The sequence below is a fragment of the Rhizobium sp. LARHSG275 genome, assembly GCF_052871115.1.
Genome location: NZ_JBIXJN010000045.1, coordinates 1 through 18,504, shown reverse-complemented (window position 1 = coordinate 18,504; position 18,504 = coordinate 1). Strand labels below are relative to the sequence as shown.

Sequence of the window (18,504 nt, the reverse complement as noted above, 5' to 3'; positions counted from 1 at the left end):
TCAGCGGCCGAGCACACCAGGATCGCGCCGTCCATCTGGGCAGCACCGGTGATCATGTTCTTGACGTAGTCGGCGTGGCCGGGGCAGTCGACGTGCGCATAGTGGCGCGCCGGCGTCTCATACTCGACGTGCGCCGTCGAAATCGTGATGCCGCGGGCCTTTTCTTCCGGAGCCGCGTCGATCTGGTCGTACGCCTTGTACTCGCCGAAGTACTTCGTGATCGCTGCCGTCAGAGACGTCTTGCCGTGGTCAACGTGGCCAATCGTGCCAATGTTGACGTGCGGCTTGTTGCGCTCAAACTTACTCTTTCCCATTTTCGGGTCTCCGTTTTGCTAGTCCCCGAAGGGATCTAATTCTTGTTATCGGTCAATTGGTATTCCGGTCACTTCTGACCGGAATACTTTGCCTGGATTTCAGTTGCGACGTTCGACGGTACCGGCGAATAGTGATCGAAGGTCATCGTGTACTGGGCGCGGCCCTGGGACATGGAGCGCAGGTTGTCGACGTACTTGAACATGTTCGCGAGAGGAACGTTCGCATTGATGACAACGGCGATACCGCGGCTTTCCTGGCCCTGGATCTGACCGCGACGGGAGTTCAGGTCGCCGATAACGTCGCCGACATAATCTTCCGGGGTGACGACTTCGACCCTCATCATCGGCTCGAGCAGCTGAGCGCCGGCCTTTTTGGCTGCTTCACGGAAGCAAGCACGCGATGCGATTTCGAAGGCGAGAACCGAAGAGTCGACGTCGTGGAAGGCGCCATCGATGAGGGTTGCCTTGACGCCGAGCATCGGGAAGCCTGCGAGCGGACCCGAAGACAGAACGCTTTCGATGCCCTTCTGAACGCCGGGGATGTATTCCTTCGGAACGGAACCGCCGACGATCTTGGATTCGAACTTGAATTCGTCGCCTTCCGGGTTCGGTTCGAAGACGATCTTGACGCGCGCGAACTGGCCGGTACCACCGGACTGCTTCTTATGGGTGTAGTCTTCTTCATGCTTCCGGGTGATGGTTTCACGGTAGGCAACCTGCGGCGCGCCAACGGTTGCTTCGACCTTGAATTCACGACGCATGCGGTCGACGATGATGTCGAGATGCAGCTCGCCCATGCCGGCGATGATGGTCTGGCCTGATTCCTGGTCGGTCTTGACACGGAAGGACGGATCTTCAGCAGCCAGGCGGTTGAGCGCAAGGCCCATCTTTTCCTGGTCGCCCTTGGTCTTCGGCTCGATGGCGATCTGGATGACCGGCTCCGGGAATTCCATGCGCTCGAGGATAACCGGCTTCAGCGGATCGCAGAGCGTGTCGCCCGTCGTGGTTTCCTTGAGGCCGGCGAGAGCCACGATGTCACCTGCGAAGGCTTCTTCAATGTCTTCACGCGAGTTGGAGTGCATCTGCAGCATGCGGCCGACGCGCTCGCGCTTGTCCTTGACCGTGTTGATGACCGACGCGCCCTTTTCGAGCTTGCCGGAGTAGATGCGGGCGAAGGTCAGCGAACCAACGAAGGGGTCGTTCATGATCTTGAAGGCGAGCATGGAAAGCGGCTCGCTGTCGTCGGCATGACGCTCGATTTCGGCTTCCGTCTTGAAGTCGATGCCCTTGATCGCCGGGATGTCCATCGGCGACGGCAGGTAGTCGACGACGGCGTCGAGCAGCGGCTGCACGCCCTTGTTCTTGAAGGCGGTGCCGCAGAACATCGGGTGGAACTTGACGTCGATCGTGCCGCGGCGAACCAGCGCACGGATCTGATCGTTGTCCGGCAGAATGCCTTCGAGGTAAGCTTCGGTGGCGGCTTCGTCGATGTCGACGACCGTCTCGATCAGCTTTTCGCGATATTCCTCAGCCTTGGCCTTCATGTCCTCGGGGATCTCGACGACATCCCACTGGGCGCCGAGCGACTCGTCGCGCCAGATGAGTGCGTTCATCTCGACCAGGTCGATGACGCCCTTGAATTCGGTCTCCGCACCGATCGGCAGCTGCATAACGACAGCCGTTGCACCGAGACGGGTCTTGATCATCTCGACGGAGCGGTAGAAGTCCGCACCGGTCTTGTCCATCTTGTTGCAGAAGATCATCCGCGGGACATTGTACTTCTCGGCCTGACGCCAGACGGTTTCCGTCTGCGGCTCAACACCGGCGTTAGCGTCGAGCAGCGCGATGGCGCCGTCGAGAACGCGCAGCGAACGCTCGACTTCAATGGTGAAGTCGACGTGGCCGGGAGTGTCGATGATGTTGAAGCGGCGCATTTTGCCGTCACGGCCCTTCCAGTAGGTCGTGGTGGCAGCAGAGGTGATCGTGATGCCACGCTCCTGCTCCTGCTCCATCCAGTCCATGGTGGCTGCGCCGTCGTGGACTTCGCCGATCTTGTGCGACTTGCCGGTGTAATAAAGAATACGCTCGGTGGTCGTGGTCTTGCCGGCGTCGATATGCGCCATGATACCGAAATTGCGGTAGTCTTCGATTTTATATTCGCGAGCCATTGTGGACTGCCTTTCGATACCGTTCGGAATTACCAGCGATAGTGCGAGAACGCGCGGTTGGCGTCAGCCATCTTGTGCGTGTCTTCGCGCTTCTTGACGGCGGAGCCGCGGTTGTTGGACGCATCGAGCAGCTCGCCGGAAAGGCGGTCAACCATAGTCGTTTCATTGCGCTTGCGGGCAGCAGCGATCAGCCAGCGAATAGCAAGAGCCTGGCGGCGCTCCGGACGAACATCGACGGGGACCTGATAGGTCGCACCACCGACACGACGCGAGCGAACTTCAACGTGCGGGGCAATGTTCTCAAGTGCAGAATGGAATACCGTGAGCGGCTCCTGCTTGGACTTGCCGTGGACAACGTCGAACGCACCGTAGACGATGTTTTCAGCAACGGACTTCTTGCCGTCGAGCATGATGGCATTCATGAACTTGGTGACGACGAGATCGCCGAACTTCGGGTCCGGATTGATCTCGCGCTTTTCTGCTTTATGACGTCTGGACATACTTTTGTCTCTTCAACCGTTAAGGCGCTTCATGACGCGGAGGACCTCGCGCAGCGCCGGATTATTCAAAACCCGAATTACTTCGGACGCTTCGCGCCGTACTTGGAGCGGCGCTGCTTGCGGTTCTTGACACCCTGGGTATCGAGAACGCCGCGGATGATATGATAACGGACACCCGGAAGGTCCTTGACGCGGCCGCCACGGATCATGACGACAGAGTGTTCCTGAAGGTTGTGACCTTCGCCGGGGATGTAACCAATGACTTCGAAGCCGTTGGTCAGGCGGATCTTTGCGACCTTACGCAGAGCCGAGTTCGGCTTCTTCGGCGTCGTCGTGTAGACGCGCGTGCAAACGCCGCGCTTCTGCGGGTTCTCCTGGAGTGCGGGAACCTTGTTACGCTTTACGTTCGCCTGGCGAGGCTTGCGGATCAGCTGGTTTACGGTAGGCATTCAACCATCCCTTACGTTTTATCTCAGTACCCTTGCGGGCTTGAACTCGCGCCGTCTCCGGCAGTGACGTACGCTTTCCGTCAATGCGCAAAATATGGCCCGATCCGCTTCCGCAGATGGACCACAAGGAGCAGAGGACGCATAGAACATGCGTCGTGCGTGCAGCATCATGACTTCAACGTGCGTTTAGAACCTTGTTTGAGGTGAACTTCAGGGCGAGTCGCCCCGAACAGCCAAGCCTCACATGGGATCTGATGGCCGGGGTACTACTGGTTTCCACCCGTCTCGTCAAGGCCGGTTAAGAAATAAACTCGCCGTATCGCCTTGATATGCCGGCCGAACGCCCTGTTTCATCCTTCTAGACGAAATCACGGCCGTGCTCGAACATAAAAACTTGGGCATTGCAGCAAAAGCAGTTAAGAAATCAGCAATTGCGACGTTCGGCCCTCACAGCGGGATTCGAGCGACCGAATCGTCAAAGAGCCGAAGGACAGGCGATGATCACGACACCTGATAACGACAATAATTTCGACGGCCCGATGATCTTCATCATCATCGGCAAGGGCTACGAGTCCGACGCCAGCGAAGGTATCGACCTGCACATCATGCTGAAGGCGCCTGACGACGACACTGCCGTACGCGAGGCCTTGAACGCCCTTGCCGAGGAAGGCTTCATCGAGGCCGATCTCGACCAGATCGGCATGCTGACCGAGGTCCCGGCCGAAGAGCCGCACGCCTCTGCCTACCAGGGAGCCGTCGAAGGCGAAGTCGCGATCATCCGGTTCAACTGAACGGAGCCGCCGCTTACGCAGTCAAGGCAGCATAAGCGAAAGCAGCCTCCCTCCCCGCCCGCCCAATCAGCGCAAACTAAAAATAAAGAAACCGCCCGGATCGCTCCGGGCGGTTTTTCAATTCGTCGACTTCAGCCGCGGATTATTCCGCAGCAGGAGCCTTTTCGGCCATGTCCTGCAGCATCGGCGTGGCGACGGCAGCACCCGTGCCCTTGCGGCGCTCTTCGAGGATCATCTCGTCGCGCGACGTGGCGATGCGGCGGATCTGGGTCATGGTGCCGCCGGTACCGGCCGGGATGAGGCGGCCAACGATGACGTTTTCCTTCAGACCCTGCAGGCCGTCGGTCTTGCCGGCGATCGCAGCTTCCGTCAGCACCTTCGTCGTTTCCTGGAAGGACGCGGCCGAGATGAAGGACGGGGTCTGCAGCGACGCCTTGGTGATGCCGAGAAGAACCGGATCGCCATAGGCTGGCTTCTTGCCCTGCTCGATCAGGTGATCGTTGACGTCTTCGAGCTCGATCCGGTCGACATTGTCGCCGACGATATAGGTCGAGTCGCCTGCATCGGTGATTTCCACCTTCTGCAGCATCTGACGGACAATCACCTCGATGTGTTTGTCGTTGATGACGACGCCCTGCAGGCGGTAGACTTCCTGGATCTCGTTGACGAGGTAGGAGGCCAGAGCCTCCACACCCTTAATCGCCAGGATGTCGTGCGGAGCCGGGTTACCGTCGAGGATGTAGTCACCCTTTTCGATATAGTCGCCTTCCTGAAGGTGGAAGGGCTTGCCCTTCGGGATCAGGTATTCGACAGGCTCGACACCGTCTTCCGCCGGCTCGATGATGACGCGACGCTTGTTCTTGTAGTCGCGGCCGAGGCGGATCGTACCATCGATCTCTGCGATGATGGCGTGGTCCTTCGGACGGCGGGCTTCGAACAGTTCGGCAACACGCGGCAGACCGCCGGTGATGTCCTTGGTCTTGGCGCTTTCGAGCGGCGAACGGGCGAGAACGTCACCCTGGGAGACCTTCGTGCCCGGCTCGACCGACAGAATCGCATCGACCGAGAGGAAGAAGCGGGCGTCACCACCACGGGACAGCTTCGCGATATTGCCGCTAGCATCCTTGATGACGATCGCCGGCTTGAGGTCCGAGCCGCGCGGGGTCGAACGCCAATCGATAACCTGACGCTTGGTGATGCCGGTCGATTCGTCGGTCGCTTCCAGAACGGAGAGACCGTCGACCAGATCTTCAAACTGAACGGTACCGGCCACTTCCGTCATCATCGGACGGGTGTAGGGGTCCCACTCTGCCAGGCGCTGGCCGCGCTTGACCTTGTCGCCTTCGTCGACATGCAGTTTCGAACCGTAGGCCACACGCTGCGACGACCGCTCGACACCACGTTCGTCCAGGATCTGGACGGTCATGTTGCGGCCCATGGCAACGAGGTTGCCATCGGAATTGCGCAGGATGTTGCGGTTCTTGATCTGCACCGTACCTTCGTACGAGGCTTCGAGGAACGACTGGTCGACCACGGTTGCCGTACCGCCAAGGTGGAAGGTACGCATGGTGAGCTGGGTACCCGGCTCGCCGATCGACTGAGCAGCGATGACGCCGACGGCTTCGCCCATATTGACCGGCGTACCGCGCGCGAGGTCGCGGCCGTAGCAGACCGAGCAGACGCCCGTCTGGATTTCGCAGGTCAGTGCCGAGCGGATGCGGATCGACTGGATGCCGGCCTTCTCGATTTCGACGACGTCGGGCTCGAGGATCATCCTGCCGGCATCGACGATGCGCTCACCCGTGACCGGATGATCGATGTCGTCGAGCGCCGTGCGGCCGAGGATACGGGCGCCGATCGAGGCAACCACCTGGCCGGCATCGACGATGGCGGTCATGGTGAGGCCCGTCTGCGTTCCGCAATCGACATGCGTGACGATGCAATCCTGCGCGACGTCGACGAGACGGCGGGTCAGGTAGCCGGAGTTGGCGGTCTTCAGGGCGGTGTCTGCCAGACCCTTGCGGGCGCCGTGGGTCGAGTTGAAATACTCGTTGACGGTCAGGCCTTCCTTGAAGTTCGAGATGATCGGCGTCTCGATGATTTCGCCCGACGGCTTGGCCATAAGGCCACGCATACCACCCAGCTGGCGCATCTGGTTCGGAGAACCGCGGGCACCGGAGTGGCTCATCATGTAGATCGAGTTCATCGGCTTCTGGCGACCGGTCTTCTCGTCGAATTCGACCGCCTTAATGCGGGCCATCATCTCTTCGGCGACCTTTTCGGTCGCCTTGCCCCAGGCGTCGACAACCTTGTTGTACTTCTCGCCCTGGGTGATGAGGCCGTCATTGTATTGCTGCTCGTATTCCTTCACCAGGTTTTCGGTGTCGGCAACGATCTTGGCCTTGGCATCCGGAATGACCATGTCGTCCTTGCCGAACGAGATGCCGGCGCGGCAGGCATGGGAAAAGCCGAGCTGCATGATGCGGTCGCAGAAGATGACCGTGTCCTTCTGGCCGCAGTGGCGATAGACCGTGTCGATCATCTTCGAGATGTTCTTCTTGGTCATTTCCTGGTTGCAGATATCGAAGGGCACCTTACCGTTCTTCGGCAACAGTTCACCGATGAGCAGACGGCCAGGCGTCGTCTCATAGATCTTCGAGTAAGGCTTGCCATCCTCGTCGATCGACTTGAAGCGGCCGCGGATCTTGGTGTGCAGCGTCACGACCTTGCTTTCGAGGGCGTGATGCAGCTCGCCGAGATCGGAGAAGGCCATGCCTTCGCCCGGCTCGTTCTGGTTGAGGATCGACAGATAGTAGAGGCCGAGAACCATGTCCTGCGAGGGAACGATGATCGGCGCGCCGTTGGCCGGATGCAGGATGTTGTTGGTCGACATCATCAGCACGCGGGCTTCGAGCTGAGCTTCGAGCGACAACGGCACGTGAACAGCCATCTGGTCACCGTCGAAGTCGGCGTTGAAGGCCGTGCAGACGAGCGGATGCAGCTGGATTGCCTTGCCTTCGACCAGGATAGGTTCGAAGGCCTGGATGCCCAGGCGATGCAGCGTCGGTGCGCGGTTCAAGAGAACCGGATGCTCGCGGATGACCTCGTCGAGGATATCCCAGACTTCGGGCTTTTCCTTCTCGACCAGCTTCTTGGCCTGCTTGACGGTCGAGGAGTAACCCTTGGCGTCGAGGCGGGCATAGATGAACGGCTTGAAGAGCTCGAGCGCCATCTTCTTCGGCAGGCCGCACTGATGCAGCTTCAGTTCCGGACCGGTGACGATAACCGAACGGCCGGAATAGTCGACGCGCTTGCCGAGCAGGTTCTGACGGAAGCGGCCCTGCTTGCCCTTCAGCATGTCGGAGAGCGACTTCAGCGGACGCTTGTTGGCGCCGGTAATGACACGGCCGCGACGGCCGTTGTCGAACAGCGCATCAACGGATTCCTGCAGCATGCGCTTTTCGTTGCGGATGATGATACCAGGCGCACGAAGCTCGATCAGGCGCTTCAGACGGTTGTTACGGTTGATGACACGACGGTAGAGATCGTTCAGATCCGACGTCGCGAACCGGCCGCCGTCGAGCGGAACCAGCGGGCGCAGATCCGGCGGGATGACCGGAACGACCTTCATGATCATCCATTCCGGGCGGTTGCCCGACTCCATGAAGTTCTCGACGATCTTCAGGCGCTTCATCAGCTTCTTCTGCTTGAGATCCGACGTGGTGTCGGCCAGCTCTGCGCGCAGGTCGCCAGCGATCTTTTCGAGGTTCATCGAGGCCAGCATCTCGTAGATCGCCTCAGCGCCGATCATCGCGGTGAACTGGTCTTCGCCGTATTCGTCGACAGCGAGCATGTACTCTTCTTCCGAGAGGAGCTGGTGCTCCTTCAAGGCGGTCAGGCCCGGCTCGGTGACGATGTAGTTTTCGAAGTAGAGGACGCGCTCGACATCCTTCAGCGTCATGTCGAGCAGCGTCGAAATGCGGCTCGGCAGCGACTTCAGGAACCAGATGTGGGCAACGGGAGCTGCGAGCTCGATATGGCCCATGCGCTCACGGCGAACGCGCGACAGCGTGACTTCGACGCCGCACTTTTCGCAGATGATGCCCTTGTACTTCATACGCTTGTACTTGCCGCACAAGCATTCGTAGTCCTTGATCGGCCCGAAGATGCGCGCGCAGAACAGACCGTCGCGTTCCGGCTTGAACGTACGGTAGTTGATGGTTTCCGGCTTCTTGATCTCACCGTAAGACCAGGAGAGGATCTTCTCCGGAGACGCGATCGAAATCCGAATTGAATCGAAATTCTGTGCAGGCACCTGCGGATTGAAAAGATTCATGACCTCTTGGTTCATGCCTGTCTCCTTCATGGGCTAAAGCGCCCTCAAAATGCGATGGTCGGCGGCAAATTCCCGGGAGCCGCCTCCCTCGCTTAAACGAGAATAACCGCTGGATGCGGCGAAACTTCCCTTCCGGGCCGACACGGATACGGCGCCCGGCGGGACCGGCGTGCGCCGCATTGGCAGCGCACGCCCTATCAAGTGCTTACTCGGCCGCATCGGGCAGCTGAGCTGCCTGCGCCTCGTCAAGCTTGGTGTTCTCGAGCTCGACGCTGAGGCCCAGAGAGCGCATTTCCTTGACGAGAACGTTGAAGCTTTCCGGAATACCGGCTTCGAACGTGTCGTCGCCGCGGACGATGGCTTCGTAGACCTTGGTGCGGCCGGCGACGTCGTCCGACTTCACCGTCAGCATTTCCTGCAGCGTGTAGGCTGCGCCGTATGCTTCGAGCGCCCAGACTTCCATTTCGCCGAAGCGCTGGCCGCCGAACTGCGCCTTGCCGCCCAGCGGCTGCTGGGTCACGAGCGAGTAAGGACCGATCGAACGAGCATGGATCTTGTCGTCGACCAGGTGGTTGAGCTTCAGCATGTAGATGTAGCCCACAGTTACCTGGCGGTCGAACTGCTCGCCGGTACGACCGTCATAGAGCGTCGACTGTCCCGTATCCTTGAGGCCTGCCAGACGCAGCATGTCGTTGACATCACCCTCATGAGCGCCGTCGAAGACCGGCGTCGCAATCGAAACGCCGCGCTTCCATTGATCGGCGAGACGCAGAACGGAGTCGTCATCGAAATCCTGGACCTGTTCGGCCTTCGGACCGTCGCCGACGACATCGCCGATCGTCTTGCGTAGCGGCTCGATGTTGCCATTGGCCTTATACGCTTCGATCAGTTCGCCGATCTGACGACCCATGCCGGCGCAAGCCCAGCCCAGGTGCGTTTCCAAGATCTGACCGACGTTCATACGCGAAGGCACGCCGAGCGGGTTCAGAACGACGTCAACATGCGTGCCGTCTTCAAGGAACGGCATGTCCTCGACAGGCACAATGCGCGACACGACGCCCTTGTTCCCGTGACGGCCGGCCATCTTGTCGCCCGGCTGGATCTTGCGCTTTACGGCGACGAAGACCTTGACCATCTTCATGACGCCAGGGGGCATTTCATCGCCGCGCTGGACCTTTTCGACCTTGTCCATGAAGCGCTGTTCAAGGCGCGACTTGGATTCGTCGTACTGACCACGGAGCGCTTCGAGCTCGCTCTGAACCTTTTCGTCTTCGACTGCAAACATCCACCACTGCGAGCGGGGATATTCGGAGACGACGGCGTTCGAAAGCTCGCTGCCCTTCTTGAAGCCCTTCGGGCCAGCAATAGAGGCCTGGCCGCGCAGCATCTCGATCAGACGGCCGTAGACGTTACGGTCGAGGATCGCCTGCTCGTCGTCACGGTCCTTTGCCAGACGCTCGATCTCTTCGCGCTCGATCGCCATCGCGCGCTCGTCCTTTTCAACGCCGTGGCGGTTGAAGACGCGAACTTCGACGATGGTGCCGTAGGTGCCGGGCGGCATGCGCATGGAGGTGTCGCGCACGTCGGAGGCCTTTTCGCCGAAGATGGCGCGCAGAAGCTTTTCTTCCGGCGTCATCGGGCTTTCGCCCTTCGGCGTGATCTTGCCAACGAGGATATCGCCCGGCTGAACTTCGGCGCCGATATAGACGATGCCGGCTTCGTCGAGGTTTTTCAGCGCTTCTTCCGAAACGTTCGGAATATCGCGGGTGATTTCCTCAGGACCAAGCTTGGTGTCGCGTGCCATCACTTCGAATTCCTCGATGTGAATGGAGGTGAACACGTCGTCGGCAACGATACGCTCGGAGAGCAGGATCGAGTCTTCGTAATTGTAGCCGTTCCAGGGCATGAACGCGACGAGCGCGTTGCGGCCGAGCGCCAGGTCGCCGAGATCGGTCGATGGGCCGTCGGCGAGGATGTCGCCGCGGTTGACCTCGTCACCGACGGTGACCAGCGGGCGCTGGTTGACGCAGGTGTTCTGGTTCGAACGCTGGAACTTCTGCAGACGGTAGATATCGACGCCGGACTTGCCGGCTTCGAGATCTTCCGTGGCCCGGATAACGATACGCGTCGCGTCGACCTGGTCGACCACGCCGCCACGGCGGGCGCCGATGGCAGCACCCGAGTCACGGGCGACGACCGGCTCCATGCCGGTCCCGACGAACGGAGCTTCGGCACGCAGCAGCGGCACTGCCTGACGCTGCATGTTCGAGCCCATCAGCGCGCGGTTGGCGTCGTCGTTTTCCAGGAACGGGATGAGCGCGGCTGCGACAGAAACAACCTGCTTCGGCGAGACGTCCATCAGGTTCATGCTGTCGCGCGGAGCGAGCATAACTTCACCGGCATGACGGCAGACGACGAATTCGTCGACGAAGGACCCGTCAGCGTTCATCTCGGCGTTGGCCTGGGCGACGTAGTACTTCGCCTCTTCCATGGCGGAGAGGTAGAGCACGTCGCTCGTCACCTTGCCGTCGACGATTCGGCGGTACGGGCTTTCGATGAAGCCGTACTTGTTGACGCGGGCAAAGGTCGCAAGCGAGTTGATCAGACCGATGTTCGGGCCTTCCGGCGTTTCGATCGGGCAAATGCGGCCATAGTGGGTCGGATGCACGTCGCGGACTTCGAAGCCGGCGCGCTCACGGGTCAGGCCGCCCGGGCCAAGAGCCGAAAGACGGCGCTTGTGGGTGATTTCCGAGAGCGGGTTGACCTGGTCCATGAACTGCGAGAGCTGCGAGGAACCGAAGAATTCGCGCACGGCGGCGGCTGCCGGCTTGGCGTTGATCAGATCCTGCGGCATGACCGTGTCGATCTCGATCGAGGACATACGTTCCTTGATCGCGCGCTCCATACGCAGCAGGCCGAGACGGTACTGGTTTTCCATCAGCTCGCCGACCGAACGGACGCGGCGGTTGCCGAGGTTGTCGATGTCGTCGATCTCACCCTTGCCATCGCGCAGTTCGACCAGCATCCTGACCACGGCCAGGATGTCGTCCTTGCGCAGGATGCGGACGGTGTCTTCGACGGTCAGGTCGAGGCGCATGTTCATCTTGACGCGGCCGACGGCGGAGAGGTCGTAACGCTCCGCATCGAAGAACAGCGAGTTGAACATGGCTTCGGCCGATTCCATGGTCGGCGGCTCACCCGGACGCATGACGCGGTAGATGTCGAACAGAGCGTCCTGACGGTTCTCGTTCTTGTCGGCTGTCAGTGTGTTGCGGATATAGGCGCCGACATTGATGTGGTCGATGCCGAGAACCGGGATCTCGTCGAAGCCGTACGCCAGGATGATGCCAAGCGTCTTCTCGTCGATTTCGTCGCCAGCCTCGAGGTAGATTTCACCCGTCGAGTAGTTGACGATGTCGCCGGCGAGGTAGTTGCCGTAAAGATCGTCGTCGGCGGCCTTGAGTGCCTTCAGGCCCTTGTCGGAAAGCTGGCGCAGCAGGCGCGGGGTCAGCTTCTTGCCGGCTTCCACGACGACTTCGCCGGTATCGGCGTCGACCATCTCGGTGATCGCCTTGGCACCCTTCAGCGTTTCCGGCTTGAAGGGAATACGCCAGCCTTCGCCGTCGCGCTTGTAGAGCGACTTCGTGTAGAAAGTGTCGAGGATTTCCTCGCCGTCCATGCCGAGCGCCATCAGCAGCGACGTGACAGGGATCTTGCGGCGGCGGTCGATACGGGCGTAGACGATGTCCTTGGCGTCGAATTCGATATCGAGCCAGGAACCGCGATAAGGGATGACGCGCGCAGCAAAGAGCAGCTTGCCGGACGAATGGCTCTTGCCCTTGTCGTGGTCGAAGAAGACGCCCGGCGAACGGTGCATCTGGGAAACGATGACGCGCTCGGTGCCGTTGACGATGAACGTGCCGTTGTTGGTCATGAGCGGCATGTCGCCCATGTAGACGGACTGTTCCTTGATGTCCTTGATCGACTTCGCGCCGGTATCCTCGTCGATATCGAACACGATGAGGCGCAGAGTCACCTTCAGCGGCGCCGCATAGGTCAGGTCGCGCTGACGGCATTCGTCAACGTCGAACTTCGGCGGTTCGAATTCGTAGGACACGAATTCCAGCATCGATGCGCCGGAGAAATCGGTGATCGGGAAAACCGACTTGAAGACGGCCTGAAGGCCCTCGTCGGGCCGGCCGCCCTTCGGCTCTTCAACCATCAGAAACTGGTCGTAGGACGCCTTCTGAACCTCGATGAGGTTCGGCATTTCTGCGACTTCGGGGATCTTACCAAAAAACTTGCGTACGCGCCTGCGACCGTTGAACGAAAGGGTCTGAGCCATCGTCGCTCCTTCAAAATCTTGCACCCGGGCCTGCAACGGACGGGAACCGATGGCCAGTCGGTCCCGTCAATCAATGAGTAGTTCAATCTCGTCCGACCCCGGAAAACGCTCAGCTCGGATTGCTGTGCTGCCCTCGGTGGGAGACCATCCTTTTGAAGAACCCATTACCCAAAAGCCGTTTCGACGCGGCTTTTGGGTAATTCGTTCAGAAAAACGGCAAATGGGAGGCAGTAGAAATACTGCCTCCCAAAAGCAGTTCAAGATTACTTGACGTCGGCCTTGGCGCCAGCGTCTTCAAGCTTCTTCTTGATGTCAGCGGCTTCAGCCTTGTTGACGCCTTCCTTGACAGCCTTCGGAGCGGCTTCAACGAGATCCTTGGCTTCCTTGAGGCCGAGACCGGTGATGGCGCGGACTTCCTTGATGACGTTGATCTTGTTGGCGCCGACATCCGTGAGGATGACGTCGAATTCGGTCTTTTCTTCTTCAACGACAGCAGCAGCAGCACCGCCACCAACGGCAGCAACAGCTACCGGAGCAGCGGCGGAAACGCCCCACTTTTCTTCGAGAAGCTTCGACAGTTCTGCAGCTTCCAGAACGGTCAGCGAGGAGAGGTCGTCAACGATCTTTGCGAGATCAGCCATTTTACTAGTTCCTTTTGTTCGGTTCGAACCGGTTGATTATAAACAGCGAAAAACCGCCTTACGCGGCTTCGTCCTTCTTGGCGTAGGCCGCAAACACGCGAGCAAGCTGGCTTGCCGGTGCTGCAACAACCCCAGCGATGCGGGTAGCCGGTGTCTGGATCATGCCCAGCAGCTTCGCACGCAACTCATCGAGCGAAGGCAGGGTCGCAAGCGACTTGACTGCATCGGCGTTGAGCGTGGTTGTTCCCATGGCGCCGCCCAGAACAATGATCTTGTCATTGGTCTTGGCGAAATCCATGACGACCTTCGGAGCGGTGATCGGATCGGTGCTGTATGCAATCAGCGTCTGACCCTTGAAGAGATTGGACATCCCTTCCGCTTCCGTACCCTGAAGGGCAATCTTGGCCAGGCGGTTCTTCGCGACTTTGACGGTGCCGCCAGCTGCGCGCATCTTCGAACGAAAATCGTTCATCTGCGCGACTGTGGCACCAGCATAGTGGGCCACGACAACTGAGCCCGAAGCCTTGAAGACTTCGTTCAGTTCCGTGACGAATTCGCGTTTTTCCGCTCTTTCCACTGCCTATCTCCAGTTGGCGGGACCGAAAATGGGCCCGCCGGTTGCCTTTTGCCTCCTGGGATCAAGCGAGATCCCAAGCGACGCTTGAGGATCCTGTCCCCCCGCGCTCTCGCGCCAATCAAGGCTAAAGAGGCACAAGGCATCCAAGGCTCGAACCGAGTTCCTAGAAGCGAACTTCTTGCAATTCGGGTCTTACCCGTCTCATGCAGGCTAAGTGATTAAGGGAAAACCACCTGCAATCTCGGACAGGATTCCGGATTTCTCCGGAATATTCCGGCCCCTTGCGAGGCCGGAAATTCAGTCGCCGGACTTGAAGCCCGGCATAAACTTATGCGGTCGGCGCTCCGGTGACCGAGCCGGGCTCGATCTTGACGCCCGGGCCCATGGTCGACGAAATCGCCACGCGCTTGACGTAGTTGCCCTTGGCGCCAGCCGGCTTCGCCTTGATGACGGCGTCGGCAAAGGCGCGGATGTTTTCTTCCAGAGCCTTGGCTTCGAAAGAGGCCTTGCCGATACCGGCATGGACGATGCCAGCCTTCTCGACGCGGAACTCGACAGCGCCGCCCTTGGAAGCCTTGACGGCACCAGCGACATCCATCGTAACGGTGCCGACCTTCGGGTTCGGCATCATGCCGCGGGGGCCGAGAACCTTACCGAGACGGCCGACGAGCGGCATCATATCGGGGGTGGCAATGCAGCGATCGAATTCGATCTTGCCGCCCTGGACGATTTCGACGAGGTCTTCGGCACCAACGATATCGGCACCAGCGGCCTTGGCTTCGTCAGCCTTGGCGCCACGAGCGAAGACGGCAACGCGAACCGTACGGCCCGTGCCATTCGGCAGGTTGACGACGCCGCGAACCATCTGGTCCGCATGGCGCGGGTCGACGCCGAGGTTCATCGAGACTTCGATGGTTTCGTCGAACTTGGCGACAGCCCGTTCCTTGACCATGCCGATGGCCAGGGTCAGAGCGTAGAGCTTGGTGGGATCAACACCTTCGTTGATCTTCTGCGTGCGCTTACCAGCCATGATCTTAACCCACCACTTCCAGGCCCATGGCGCGGGCGGAGCCCTCGATCATCGCCATTGCACCTTCGATATCCGCTGCGTTCAGATCCTTCATCTTGGCTTCTGCGATCGACTTGATCTGAGCCTTGGTGAGGGAGCCGGCCTTGGCGCCCTTGCCGGGCGTCTTGGAACCGGATGTGATCTTCGCTTCCTTCTTCAGCCAGTAGCTGACCGGCGGCTGCTTCATCGCGAAGGTGAAGGACTTGTCCTGGTAATAGGTGATGACGACCGGGATCGGCATGCCCTTTTCCATTTCCTGCGTGGCGGCATTGAACGCCTTGCAGAATTCCATGATGTTAATGCCACGCTGACCAAGCGCCGGACCAATCGGCGGGGACGGGTTTGCCGATCCTGCCTTGACCTGAAGCTTGAGCTGGCCTGCAACTTTCTTAGCCATATCTCTCTGCCTTTCATGAACGGCCGGTCGCCCGGCCCGTGATGCCGGATCTCTCCGGCGGCTGCGGTTGCGTGGTGCGGATCATTAGGGTCCGGCTAAGACCCCTCACCTTCCACGCGGGTGCGGACAACGTCCGCAGGAAACAGGCCGCAAGAGCCAGCCTCCAATTTCTGCAATCAGACCTTCTCGACCTGAGCGTATTCCAGCTCGACTGGCGTCGCTCGGCCGAAGATCGACACTTCCACCTTCAGGCGCGAACGCTCTTCGTCCACATCCTGAACCGTGCCGTTGAACGAAGCGAACGGGCCGTCGGAAACGCGGACCTGCTCGCCGATCTCGAAGGTAATGGAGGCCTTCGGCCGCTCGACACCTTCCTGGACCTGGCCGAGAATGCGCTCGGCTTCATAATCCGGAATCGGAACGGGCTTATTGTCGGAGCCGAGGAAACCTGTGACCTTCGGCGTATTCTTGATCAGATGGTAGGCTTCGTCCGTCAGATTGGCACGAACCATGACATAGCCCGGGAAAAACTTGCGCTCGGAATCGACCTTGCGACCGCGACGCACTTCCACCACCTTTTCGGTCGGCACGAGGATCTTCTCGAACAGGTGCTCAAGCCCTTTCTGGCGAGCCTTGTTCTCGATGTCTTCAGCCACCTTTTTTTCAAAATTGGAATATGCGTGGACGATGTACCAACGTGCCGCCATTTTCATCTCCACCCGTATCAGTTGCCGGTATTCAGCACGAAGCTCAGAGCCCAGCCGATCAGCTGGTCAGCGGCAAAGAAAAACAGCGCGGCGAAAACCACCATCACCAGCACCATGACCGTCGAGATCATGGTCTCGCGGCGCGACGGCCATGTAACTTTCGACGTCTCGGAGCGAACCTGCTGCAGAAACGCAAACGGATTGGATTTGGATGCCATCGACTGCCCACGCAATTACGGCGCGTAAAGCTGAAACTATCAGCCCCACGCACCGCGTGTCTGTTGAACCCTAAATAAACACCGATTTCCGAATACACAAGAGGGAAACCGAAGTTTAACGAAATTACTTACCACCAATCAATCCCCGGCCGGAAATGCCGCGAGCATGTGCGCGCCGTCCCGCATCCAGGAAAATGGCAGGGGCAGTAGGGCTCGAACCTACGACCTGCGGTTTTGGAGACCGCCGCTCTACCAACTGAGCTATACCCCTTCATACCGATCATTCAGCGCCTGAGCCAAGGCCCGCAAATCGCTGCTGAAAAGCATGGCGCTCCCTTTAAGACGGCGACAAGGGATTGGCAAGCACGATTTTCGATTTTCAAAGCCATTCTCCTGATATGCGAACGATCGGCTTTTCAATCGGCGACCAAGGTCGGTTCAGACCTTCACATATTTCCGCCAATCGTGCTCTTCCTTAAAGCCCAGCACCTCGCGGATCTTGCGGTTGGAGAGCAGGCCCTCATATTCGCCGATCTCGCGGGTGAAGGGCACGTTCGGGAAGAATCGCTTTGCGAGCTCCTTCGATGGCGTATTGGCCGAGACGGTGTCGTTGGCGGCATTGAACACCTGGTAGCCGAGACCGTCCTTCTCGACGCAAAGATGGCAGATCTGCCCGAGGTCGCGGGCGTCGATATAGCTCCAGGCGATACGCTTGCGCATCTCGGGATGGGCGAAATAGGTCGGGAACTTCTCGTATTCGTCAGGCTCGATGACGTTGCCGATGCGCAGCGCATAGATGTCGAAGCCCGAACGTTCGGCAAAGGCGCGCGCCGTCTTTTCATTGACCACCTTCGAAAGGCCGTAGGAATCCATCGGATTGACGTCGTAGTCCTCCTCCAGCGGGAACTGGTGGAAATCGCGATGGCCTTCGGCAAAGCAGACTCCATAAGTCGTCTCGCTCGACGCCACGATAATCTTCCGGATGCCGAGCTTCACCGCCGCCTCGATGACATTATAGGTGCCCATCGTGTTGATGCGGAAGGTTTCGTTGTCGGGCTTGATCAGGATGCGCGGGATGGCGGCGAAATGCACGACGGCGTCGAAGGGCTGCACGCCCCTGCCCGCGTCGAGATCGGGAAAATCGCGATGCATCGAAAGCGCGTTGAAGACCTGACCGCTATTGGTGATGTCGGCGATGAGATTGGTGACGCCGGGGCTATCCAGCGGCACGAGATCGAGGTTGTGAACCTCGTAACCTGATTTGACGAGCCATGGCACAGCATGGCGACCTGCCTTGCCCGAACCGCCCGTGAACAGAATACGTCTCTTCATGGAATATCCTCCGCGTCATGAAATCGGAGGCATAGATAGACGCTTCCGCGCGAAGAGCAAGCGAGCGTCCGGCAGGGGTTCACCCCCGCGTCGCCAGGAGCATCCTATCCGGGAGCACCTGGCCAATCATTTCCGGTCACCGCAGAACCCTGCGATGGCCTGTAAGGGTCGCTACTTGACGACACTTACCTCGTCGATCTGCACTCCGGCTGACTGAACAACCTCTTGCGGAATTGCAGCGATGAAAAACATCGTAAAAACATACATCGCGAATATCGTCGCAGCGAATGTGGCCTTAGGAATCATCCGGGCTCTCCTCTTTGCAAGGAGGAGTCTGGACTAAAATGATCCAATCACAAACCGGTTTCTGAACGTGAGATGAACAAAATACTGTGACAGGCATATTTAACGATATTTTTACAACACCTGTTAAACCTACAAGAAGCCATGAAAATCAAAAACCCCGCTGTTTCCAGCGGGGTCTTCATAATTGCGGATAACTCGAAAGTTACTCGACGATCGAGGCGACGATACCGGCGCCGACGGTGCGGCCGCCTTCGCGGATGGCGAAGCGCAGCTTTTCTTCCATCGCGATCGGAACGATCAGCTCGACCGATACCGTGACGTTGTCGCCCGGCATCACCATCTCGGTGCCTTCCG

General features: G+C 59.3%; 15 protein-coding genes and 1 tRNA gene. 1 reads left to right on the top strand and 15 read right to left on the bottom strand.

Annotated features, from left to right (window positions below):
* The 4 genes from ACIPSK_RS32775 to rpsL all read right to left on the bottom strand — a co-directional run.
* Positions 1-314: GTP-binding protein (locus ACIPSK_RS32775; RefSeq protein ID WP_446532968.1), on the bottom strand; the 314-nt coding region annotated here is incomplete at its 3' end.
* 68 nt (positions 315-382) lie between these two features.
* A complete protein-coding gene (gene fusA, locus ACIPSK_RS32770; protein WP_162119330.1) occupies positions 383-2,482 on the bottom strand; it encodes an elongation factor G in 2,100 nt (699 codons plus the stop codon).
* 29 nt (positions 2,483-2,511) lie between these two features.
* A complete protein-coding gene (gene rpsG / locus ACIPSK_RS32765; RefSeq protein WP_003547538.1) occupies positions 2,512-2,982 on the bottom strand; it encodes a 30S ribosomal protein S7 in 471 nt (156 codons plus the stop codon).
* A 77-nt stretch (positions 2,983-3,059) separates the two neighbouring features.
* Complete coding sequence (gene rpsL, locus ACIPSK_RS32760) at positions 3,060-3,431, bottom strand: 30S ribosomal protein S12 (RefSeq protein WP_003547537.1); 372 nt, start codon at positions 3,429-3,431, stop codon at positions 3,060-3,062.
* Positions 3,432-3,928: 497 nt separating this feature from the next.
* On the opposite strand from rpsL, the gene ACIPSK_RS32755 reads away from it, so the two are divergent.
* Positions 3,929-4,222 carry a hypothetical protein gene (locus ACIPSK_RS32755; RefSeq protein ID WP_003547528.1) on the top strand — a complete coding sequence of 98 codons (294 nt, stop codon included), beginning with the start codon at positions 3,929-3,931 and terminating at the stop codon, positions 4,220-4,222.
* 142 nt (positions 4,223-4,364) lie between these two features.
* On the opposite strand, the gene rpoC is transcribed toward ACIPSK_RS32755, so the two are convergent.
* The 11 genes from rpoC to ACIPSK_RS32700 all read right to left on the bottom strand — a co-directional run.
* A complete protein-coding gene (gene rpoC, locus ACIPSK_RS32750) occupies positions 4,365-8,573 on the bottom strand; it encodes a DNA-directed RNA polymerase subunit beta' (protein WP_018068031.1) in 4,209 nt (1,402 codons plus the stop codon).
* 190 nt (positions 8,574-8,763) lie between these two features.
* Positions 8,764-12,903, bottom strand: a complete 4,140-nt coding sequence (gene rpoB / locus ACIPSK_RS32745) for a DNA-directed RNA polymerase subunit beta (protein WP_446533131.1) — start codon at positions 12,901-12,903, stop codon at positions 8,764-8,766.
* Between the two features lie 263 nt (positions 12,904-13,166).
* Positions 13,167-13,544 (bottom strand): 50S ribosomal protein L7/L12, encoded by a 378-nt coding sequence (gene rplL, locus ACIPSK_RS32740; protein WP_017963902.1) that lies wholly within the window; start codon positions 13,542-13,544, stop codon positions 13,167-13,169.
* A 58-nt stretch (positions 13,545-13,602) separates the two neighbouring features.
* Complete coding sequence (gene rplJ / locus ACIPSK_RS32735) at positions 13,603-14,121, bottom strand: 50S ribosomal protein L10 (RefSeq protein WP_003547522.1); 519 nt, start codon at positions 14,119-14,121, stop codon at positions 13,603-13,605.
* Between the two features lie 328 nt (positions 14,122-14,449).
* Positions 14,450-15,151 carry a 50S ribosomal protein L1 gene (gene rplA, locus ACIPSK_RS32730; protein WP_017963901.1) on the bottom strand — a complete coding sequence of 234 codons (702 nt, stop codon included), beginning with the start codon at positions 15,149-15,151 and terminating at the stop codon, positions 14,450-14,452.
* A gap of 4 nt (positions 15,152-15,155) precedes the next feature.
* A complete protein-coding gene (rplK, locus tag ACIPSK_RS32725; protein WP_003547518.1) occupies positions 15,156-15,587 on the bottom strand; it encodes a 50S ribosomal protein L11 in 432 nt (143 codons plus the stop codon).
* A 176-nt stretch (positions 15,588-15,763) separates the two neighbouring features.
* Positions 15,764-16,294, bottom strand: a complete 531-nt coding sequence (gene nusG, locus ACIPSK_RS32720) for a transcription termination/antitermination protein NusG (RefSeq protein WP_003547516.1) — start codon at positions 16,292-16,294, stop codon at positions 15,764-15,766.
* A 17-nt stretch (positions 16,295-16,311) separates the two neighbouring features.
* Positions 16,312-16,512, bottom strand: a complete 201-nt coding sequence (secE, locus tag ACIPSK_RS32715) for a preprotein translocase subunit SecE (protein WP_003547514.1) — start codon at positions 16,510-16,512, stop codon at positions 16,312-16,314.
* A gap of 195 nt (positions 16,513-16,707) precedes the next feature.
* Positions 16,708-16,783: transfer RNA gene (locus ACIPSK_RS32710), tRNA-Trp, on the bottom strand.
* A 167-nt stretch (positions 16,784-16,950) separates the two neighbouring features.
* Positions 16,951-17,844, bottom strand: coding sequence for an NAD-dependent epimerase/dehydratase family protein (locus ACIPSK_RS32705; protein ID WP_162117275.1), 894 nt, complete (start codon positions 17,842-17,844; stop codon positions 16,951-16,953).
* A gap of 508 nt (positions 17,845-18,352) precedes the next feature.
* The coding region (locus tag ACIPSK_RS32700; RefSeq protein ID WP_446533132.1) for an EF-Tu C-terminal domain-related protein at positions 18,353-18,504 on the bottom strand (152 nt) is incomplete at its 5' end.